Below are 7,551 nucleotides of genomic sequence, written 5' to 3'. Positions count from 1 at the left end.
CGGCCGGGGCCCCGGCCGCTCGCCGCGCGGGGCCTGGCTGTGGACGGCGGCCGTCCCGCTGCTCGGGCCGACGGTGTACGCCCGCTACGACGTGATGGTGACCGCCCTGGCCGTGGCCGCGCTGCTGGTGGCCGGCCGGCATCCGCGCGCCTTCGGGGTGCTGACCGCGCTCGGCGCGATGGTGAAGGTCTGGCCGGCGCTGCTGCTGACGGGGTCCTTCCGGCGCCGTCCGTGGGTGTCTGCGGCGGTGACGGCGTCGGGTCTTGCGGCCCTGTTCGCGGTCTCGATGCCGGGCGCCTTCGCCTTCCTGACCTTCCAGCGGGACCGGGGCACGGAGGTGGAGTCGCTGGGCGCGCTGGTCTTCCATGTGGCCCGGCACTTCGGCTGGGAGGGCCAGGTGCTGCTGAACTACGGTTCGATCGAGTTCCTGGGCCCGTGGGTCGGGGTGGTGAGCACGGCCGCGCTGGTGCTGACCGGAGCCGCGTTCGGCTGGCTGGTGCTGTGGCGGCTGCGGGTGGTGCGGACCGACGAACTGACGCTCCCGGAGGCCGCGTTCACGGCGGTGCTGCTGTTCACGGTGACCAGCCGGGTGATCAGCCCGCAGTACCTGGTGTGGCTGACCGGCCTGGCCGCGGTGTGCCTGACCCACCGCGCTTCCCGGATGACCGTGCCCGCGCTGATGGTGGCCGTGGCGTCCCTGGTGACGGTGCTGGAGTTCCCGCTCGGCTTCATCCACGTGGTGACGAGCGACTGGTACGGCGTGACGCTGATGGCCGTGCGCAACGGCCTGCTGGTCGCCGCCTCCCTCACGGCGGCCCGCCGCCTGTGGCGCTCGACCGTGTCCCCGGCGCCCCTCGCGTCCGCACCCGCCGTGGCGGACCACGCGGACGAGTCGCCCGTCTCGCCGTGAGGCTCAGCCCAGTTGGTCCCGGACGTAGTCCTGCCACTGGGCGGTGAACTCCTCCGGGGTGGTGTCCAGCACCTCCTTCAGCGCCCCCTGCACCGCCCCCGCCCGGCCGCGGTGGGCCCCGACGGCCCGGTAGAAGAGGCGCAGTTCCTCCTCGCCCCAGCGCTCGGAGATCATCCGGCAGGCCAGCCAGCCGGACTCGTAGGCGCGGGCCAGCCCGGCCGGGTCGCCGGTGAAACCGAAGTCCTGGTCGGCGGGGAGCGCGTCCGGGACGCGCCCGTCCGCGACCGCGCGGGTCAGCTCGGGGGCGACCTCGGCGGGGGTGCGGCCGGTGCCGAGGTAGCCGGTCCAGTCGGCGTACCCCTCGGAGAGCCAGAGCGGGGTGGCGGCGGTGGTCGCGGAGCGGGTGGCGACATGGGTGGTCTCATGGGTGAGCACGACCTGTTTGCCCAGTTCACCGAGGGCCGCGTACGCCTCCGGGTTGACCACCACCCGGTCGGCGGGGGCCCGCCCGGCGCCCGGTGTCTCGGCGGTGGTGACGGCGGCGATGCCCCGGTACCGGGCGGCGGGCGAGCCGAGCAGCGCGGCCATGCCGTCCAGGGAACGCGGCACCAGCACGACCACCCGCCGGGCCCAGCGGGCGCCCCAGGCGCGGGAGACGGCCGGTACGGCGCGGTCGGCGAGCCGGGCGTAGCCGCGCAGTGCGCCGGTGCTCTGCCCGGTGCCCAGCACCAGGCTGTGCGCGCCGCTGACGGCGCTGACCGGCCCCTGGTCCCAGAGCTGCTGCCCCGCGCCCGGCGCGGGCCCCTCGGCGGCGACGTACCAGCCGCCGTCGGCGGTGTGGCTCAGCGTGAGGGTGCGCCGGGCGGTGACGGGCGCGGTGTCCTGCCCGGCGACCCGGTAGCTCAGCTCGGCGTCCGCGCTGGCGCCGTCCGGGCGCAGCGAGGTGATCCGGTAGGCCCAGGAGGCCAGCGGGAGGGCCCGGAGCCGGGTGTAGGGGACGCGCGTGCCAGTGGTGGCGTAGGCGGCCTCGTCGTGGCCGAGCAGGGCGGTGGCCCGGCGGTCGAGCACCCGCTGCACCTCGGCGCGGGCGCCGGTGCCGGGGGCGCGGTGACCGCATCCGGAGAACGCCGGCAGGAGCAGCAGGCAGAGTCCCGCCGCCGCTGCTCGCCACGCTCCGTCCCGGCCGGCCACCGTCCGATCGTACGGGGTGCGGGCAGGGCTCAGGGCCGGGTCACCGCGGAGATCGGCAGCATTCCGACCCGGTCGTAGCGCACCGCCGCGCCGGGGTGGGGCGCGTGGATCACCTGGCCGTCGCCGACGTACATCGCCACATGGCTGGCGTCGGAGCGGTAGATCACCAGGTCGCCGGGGCGGGCCTGGGAGAGCGGGACCCGGTGTCCGGCGTCGCGCTGGGCCTGCGAGGTGCGCGGGAGCTGGACGCCCGCCCTGGCGTACGACCACTGCATCAGGCCGGAACAGTCGAACCCGGTGGGCCCGTTGGCGCCCCACACGTACGGCCGGCCGAGGGCGGAACGGGCCGCGGCGAGCGCGGCGGCGGCACGGGGGTCGAGGTCGCCGAGGCCGGTGAGGTCGGGGCGGCCGGAGCGGGAGGACCGGTTGTAGTCGGCGCGGTCGGCGGCGGACAGGGAGTCGAAGAGGTGCCGGGCGCGGGTGAGCCGTTCCCGTACCTTCCGCTTGTGCGCGGCGACCGCCTTGCGGCTGCGCTCCAGGTCGCCGAGCTTGGCCTCCGCCTCCGCCCGCTCCTGGGCGAGGTCGCGCAACGCGCCGCTCAGTTCGCGCAGTTGTCCGGCCTGACGGGTGCCGATGCGGTCGACGAGGGACGCCTTGTCGAGGTAGTCGTCGGGGTCGGCGGAGAACAGCAGGGCGACGGCCGGGTCGATGCCGCCGGAGCGGTACTCGGCACCGGCCAGCGATCCGAGCTGCTCCCGAAGGGAGTTGACCCGCTGCTGGGTGCGGGCGATGTGGTCCTGGGCGTCGCGGATCTCGTGGCGCAGCCTGTCCGCGCGTTCGTCGGCCCGGTCGTAGTCCTCGGTGGCGCGCTCGGCCTGGGCGTAGAGCCGGTCCAGTTCGGCGCGGGCGCCGTCGCGGGGCGCCCCGTGGGCGGCGGGTACGGCGCCGAGGGCGGCGGCCGCGGCCGACAGAACGCACAGGGCGGCTGCGCCCCGGTCGCATCCGGATGCTGCGGGACGGCGATGGGACGCCACGACGGTCCTTCCCCTGGACGACGGGAACCGTCCCCCCGGCGCGCGGACGGGCGGGTGCCCTCGGTGCCGGGGAAACGCGCCAGACAGTAGCCGCAGCGGCACCCACCGGCCAACGACCGGCGTGCGCACACACGGTGACGCCCCGGCGCCGACGCAGGTCAGCGGCGGGGCGCCAGGGGTCGCGCGGTGCCGTGATTCGCCCGTTCGGGCGGGTGTGGCGAGGGGGTCAGACGCGGACGCCGAACATGAACGGGCCGCCGATGGTGCTCATGGACTCGTAGCGGACGACCGTGCCGGTGCGCGGGGCGTGCAGGATCTGGCCGTTGCCCGCGTAGAGACCGACGTGGTGGATGTCGTTGAAGAAGAAGACGAGGTCGCCGACCTGGAGGTCGCTCGTGGAGTAGATCCGGGTGCCGATGTTGGCCTGCGCCTCGGAGGTGCGCGGGATGGAGACACCGGCCTGGGCGTAGGCCCAGGAGGTCAGACCCGAGCAGTCGTACGAGGAGGGGCCGGTGGCGCCGTAGACGTACGGGGTGCCGATCTTGCTCTGGGCGGCGGAGAACGCGGCTCCGGCGCGGCCCGAGGCGGGGACGGCGTGGCCGAGCTGGACGCGCTCGCTGGAGGAACGGTCGGCGCGCTGCTGCTCGGCGGCGAGCGCCTGCTTCTCCTTGGCGGTCAGGGTGTTGAGCAGGCGCTGCGCCTCGCCCAGCTTGCCCTGGACCTCCTTCTTCTTCTTGCCCAGCTCCGTGCGGGTGGAGGCGAGGTCCTTGAGCTTCTCGGTGGCCTCGGCGCGCTCCTGGGCGAGTTCGCGCTGCTTGTCCTGGATCTTCTTCAGCGCCTCGACCTGCTGACCGCTCAACTGGTCCAGCGTGGACGCCTTGTCGAGGTAGTCGTCCGGGTCCGCGGAGAGGAAGAGCTGGACCGAGGGGTCGATGCCGCCGCTGCGGTACTGCGCGGTGGCGAGCGAACCGAGGCCGTCGCGCAGCTTGTTGAGATCCTGCTGGCCGCGGGCGACGTTGTCCTGGATCGTGGAGATCTCCTTCTGGAGCTTCTCCTGCTTCTCCTTGGCGCCGTTGTACTTCTCGGTGGCCTGCTCGGCCTGCTCGTAGAGCTTGTCGACCTGCGCCTTGACCTCGGTCTTGCCCGGCTTCTCGCTCGGGGCTGCGTTGGCCGCGTTCGCGCTCAGCGCGACGGCGGCGGCCGCCGCGGTGGTGAGCACGGTGACACGCGTGCGGCTCGGCTGCTTGGGTCGACGATGGGACGCCACTGAGGACGAACTCCTTCTTGTGAGTGATCACCCGCTCGGAGGTTCGAACCGACCCTAGTGACCCAGTTGTGATCAGTTCAAATCCTCACAGCAAAAAATCCAGTCCCTCGCTGCATATTTTGCACTCAACGCACCAGGCGTGACATCGGGTTGACTTTCCGTCGTCCACAGAAGCCCTCAATTGGGGCAGGTCGCGTGTCCGTTGGGCGTTCAGGACAGGCGCTTGAGAAGTACCGCAGAGGCCACCGGGCGCGCTCCGGCGCGTGCGACGCCGTCCGCCACCTCGCGGTCGGTGGAGGCCACGATGACCGGCCGGCCCGGCGGTTCGGCGCGCACTAGCTGGCGGATCAGCTCGTCCGCCGTCACGCCCGGCTTGGAGAAGAGCACCCGCACGCCGCGCGGCGGCGCGAGCAGTACCGGGGCGGCCAGTTCGGCGCCGTCGAAGACACAGGTGACCTCGGCGCCGGTCTGCGCGGCGAGCGCGGAGAGCTGGCCGAGCAGCCTGAGCCGCTGCTTCTCCAGCGGCATCTGCGGATAGCCGGTCTTGGTGACGTTGTAGCCGTCGACCACCAGATGGGCCTGCGGCAGCGCGAGCAACTGGTCGAGGATGGCCGGGTCGTGCTCGGACAGGGCGCGGGCGGCGATGTCCTTGGGCGTCATCCGGCCGGGTTCGACGGCGTCCACGGTCTCCGCCGGGCGCACCGACACCGGGGGCAGGGCGAGTTCGCGGCGCAGGCCCTGGGCCGCCTCCAGAACCGTGTCGAGCAGCAGCCGTACCCGCATGTCCTCCACGCTGCGGCCTTCGCGGACCGCGCGGCGGGTCGCCTCCAGCGCGGCCTCCGACTCGCCCAGGCGGGTCTTGAGCCGGCGGGACTCGCTCTCGGCGGCGGAGAGGGCCGCCTGGCCCTCGGCCCGCGCGGATTCGGTCTCGGCGCGCTCCTTGCGCAGCGCGGCCTCCCCGCGCTTGACGTCGCTCAGGGCCGAGCGCAGCTTGCGGTGCAGCGCGTCGGCCTCCTTCCTGGCCGCGTCCAGCTCGGCGCGCAGCCGGGCGGTCTCGGCGCGGGTGTGCTCACGGGCGCGCTCGAGTTCCTCGCGGAGCTTCTCCAGCTCGGCGCGGCTCTCCTCGTCCACGCGCTCGGCGTCCGCGCGCTGGGCCTCCTCGCCGGCCGCGGCGACCAGCTTGGCCCAGCCGGACGGGCGCAGCACATAGGCGGCGGCCGCGACGTCGAGGGGGTCGGCGGCCGGGGGCGGTGAGCCCGCCTCCAGCGCGCCGCACAGCTCGGGCTGGATCTCCTTGTAGCGCTCGGCGATCCGCTGCCGGAAGAGGCGTTCGGTCTCCAGCGCGGCGGCCATCGCGTTCCCGGCGAACTTGGCCCGCCGGGTCGGTGTGAAACGGGCGTACTGGCGCAGCGGGGCGGGAAGTTCGGCCATGGTCAGGGCGCCGAAGGCGTCCGAGACGATTCCCACGACCCGGCGGCGCACACCGTCGGGCAGCGGACGGTCAAGCACCTCGGCGGTGCCGTCCTCCGGCCCCCCGCCCGCGGTCTCCACCATCCGTCACACCCCAATGCCCGACATGCCCGATACCTGCCCGATCCCGCGCGGACCACCCCGCCCTCAGGAGGCGGCGCCCGGCCTGTCCACGAGTTCCACCTGGTCCACCGCGTTGCACCAGCGGCAGCGGACCGACTCGATGGTCTCACTGACCACCTCGCGCTCCTCGACGGTCGGCTCCCCGGCCAGGTCGAGGTGGACGTACTCGACGGTCTTGGCGGAACGGGTCACGTCGAACCGGGTGAGGTTGCCGCACAGGGTGCAGCGCCAGCGTGTCGTGGCGGTCGGCGGAGGAACCGTCATGGCGCAGCTCGCTTCCTTCTCGTCGCGTCTGGCGGACTGAACGCGCCGGAGCCCCGGCGCGTGTGGCCGTAACCCTACGGCCTGCCGGGTGTTCGCCGCCCGCCTGTCCGAAGCGGCGAGGCGGTCTGTACCGGTGCGTCCGGTTACGTCATGCTCTGTATTCATGATCAGAGAGTGGAGCACGACCGCCGCCCGGACCGTCAGGGCGGTCCGGGGCACCCCGGCGCCCCTGACGTACGGCCTCATCGCCCTGTGCTGCCTGATCTTCCTGCTGGGCCCGGCCTCCGGATTCACCCACACGTACGGCACCGGGGACGCGCTGCTCGCGGCGCAGCGGGCGTACTTCCGGCACTGGGGGGTCATCCCGGCCGGACTCCTGGCGGAACCGGTGCGCGAGGCGCTCACCCCGGTGACCGCGCTGTTCGTGCACGGGAGCTGGGTACATCTGCTCGGCAACATGCTGTTCCTCTTCGTCTTCGGCGTGCTCACCGAGGAACGGATGGGCCGCGTCGAGTTCGCCCTCTTCTACGTCGGCTGCGGCTACCTCGCCCTGCTCGGGTACGCGCTGGCCAACGCGGACTCCGAGCAGTCCCTGGTCGGCGCCTCGGGGGCCATCTCCGCGGTCCTCGGCGCCTTCCTCCACCTCTTTCCGCGGGCCCGTGTCACCAGTCTCCTCCCGTTCCTCTTCTTCCTCCCGCTGCGCTTCCCGGCCTGGGTGGTGCTGCCCTTCTGGGCCGGCCTGCAGTGGTACGCCGCGGGCCGCGCGCCCGAGGGTCCCGGCGTCGCCTACCTCGCCCATGTGATCGGCTTCTGCCTGGGCTTCGGCTACGCCTGGCTCAGGTACGGGCGGAAGCAGGGCGAGAAGGACGGGCCGGGCGAGGCTAGAGTTGGGCCCGCCCCGGCTACGGCGTCCAAGGGAGAGAACCAGCCGTGATCACCGCGATCGTCCTGATCAAGACCAGCGTGGACCGGATTCCGGAGATCGCCGAACAGATCGCCGCGCTGGAGAGCGTGAGCGAGGTCTTCTCCGTCACCGGCACCTACGACCTGATCGCCATGGTCCGCGTGGCCCGCCACGAGGACCTGGCGGAAGTCATCCCCGGCCGCATCAGCAAGATCCAGGGCGTGGAGGGCACCGACACCCACGTCGCCTTCCGCACCTACTCCCAGCACGACCTGGAAGCGGCCTTCGCCATCGGCCTCGACAGCTAGCCCTTCCGGGGGCGGAGCCGCGCGGTCCCGCTCCAGGCCGCCGGTGCGCCCGCGCGCGGCTCCGCCCCCGGAAGGGCTAG

The 7,551-nt window shown here is 73.3% G+C and carries 8 protein-coding genes; 3 read left to right on the top strand and 5 right to left on the bottom strand.

The window, feature by feature from the left end; genetic code table 11:
• The coding region (locus CCN33_RS23050) for a glycosyltransferase 87 family protein (RefSeq protein ID WP_086695424.1) at positions 1-910 on the top strand (910 nt) is incomplete at its 5' end.
• A gap of 3 nt (positions 911-913) precedes the next feature.
• Here CCN33_RS23050 and CCN33_RS23045 read toward each other — a convergent pair.
• The 5 genes from CCN33_RS23045 to CCN33_RS23025 all read right to left on the bottom strand — a co-directional run bounded on the left by CCN33_RS23045 (position 914) and on the right by CCN33_RS23025 (position 6,259).
• Complete coding sequence (locus tag CCN33_RS23045) at positions 914-2,101, bottom strand: hypothetical protein (RefSeq protein WP_086695423.1); 1,188 nt, start codon at positions 2,099-2,101, stop codon at positions 914-916.
• Between the two features lie 29 nt (positions 2,102-2,130).
• Entirely contained in the window at positions 2,131-3,135 is a 1,005-nt protein-coding gene (locus CCN33_RS23040; protein ID WP_208621851.1) for a C40 family peptidase, read from the bottom strand.
• A 226-nt stretch (positions 3,136-3,361) separates the two neighbouring features.
• The gene (locus CCN33_RS23035) at positions 3,362-4,402 is read right to left on the bottom strand and encodes a C40 family peptidase (protein WP_086695422.1); all 1,041 of its coding nucleotides are present in this window, start codon (positions 4,400-4,402) and stop codon (positions 3,362-3,364) included.
• 210 nt (positions 4,403-4,612) lie between these two features.
• The gene (locus CCN33_RS23030) at positions 4,613-5,956 is read right to left on the bottom strand and encodes an NYN domain-containing protein (RefSeq protein WP_086695421.1); all 1,344 of its coding nucleotides are present in this window, start codon (positions 5,954-5,956) and stop codon (positions 4,613-4,615) included.
• Between the two features lie 63 nt (positions 5,957-6,019).
• Positions 6,020-6,259, bottom strand: a complete 240-nt coding sequence (locus CCN33_RS23025) for a hypothetical protein (RefSeq protein ID WP_086695420.1) — start codon at positions 6,257-6,259, stop codon at positions 6,020-6,022.
• Positions 6,260-6,422: 163 nt separating this feature from the next.
• Between CCN33_RS23025 and CCN33_RS23020 the strand changes: the two genes are divergently transcribed.
• Positions 6,423-7,193, top strand: coding sequence for a rhomboid family intramembrane serine protease (locus CCN33_RS23020; protein ID WP_086695419.1), 771 nt, complete (start codon positions 6,423-6,425; stop codon positions 7,191-7,193).
• A complete protein-coding gene (locus CCN33_RS23015; RefSeq protein WP_031179902.1) occupies positions 7,190-7,471 on the top strand; it encodes an Lrp/AsnC family transcriptional regulator in 282 nt (93 codons plus the stop codon). Before CCN33_RS23020 ends, CCN33_RS23015 begins: the two co-directional genes overlap by 4 nt.
• Positions 7,472-7,551: the final 80 nt, after the last annotated feature.

Source organism: Streptomyces recifensis (genome assembly GCF_002154615.1).
GTDB classification, from domain to species: domain Bacteria; phylum Actinomycetota; class Actinomycetes; order Streptomycetales; family Streptomycetaceae; genus Streptomyces; species Streptomyces griseoluteus.
The sequence above is the reverse complement of the archived record's forward strand: the minus strand, read 5'-3'. Positions and strand labels throughout refer to the sequence as shown.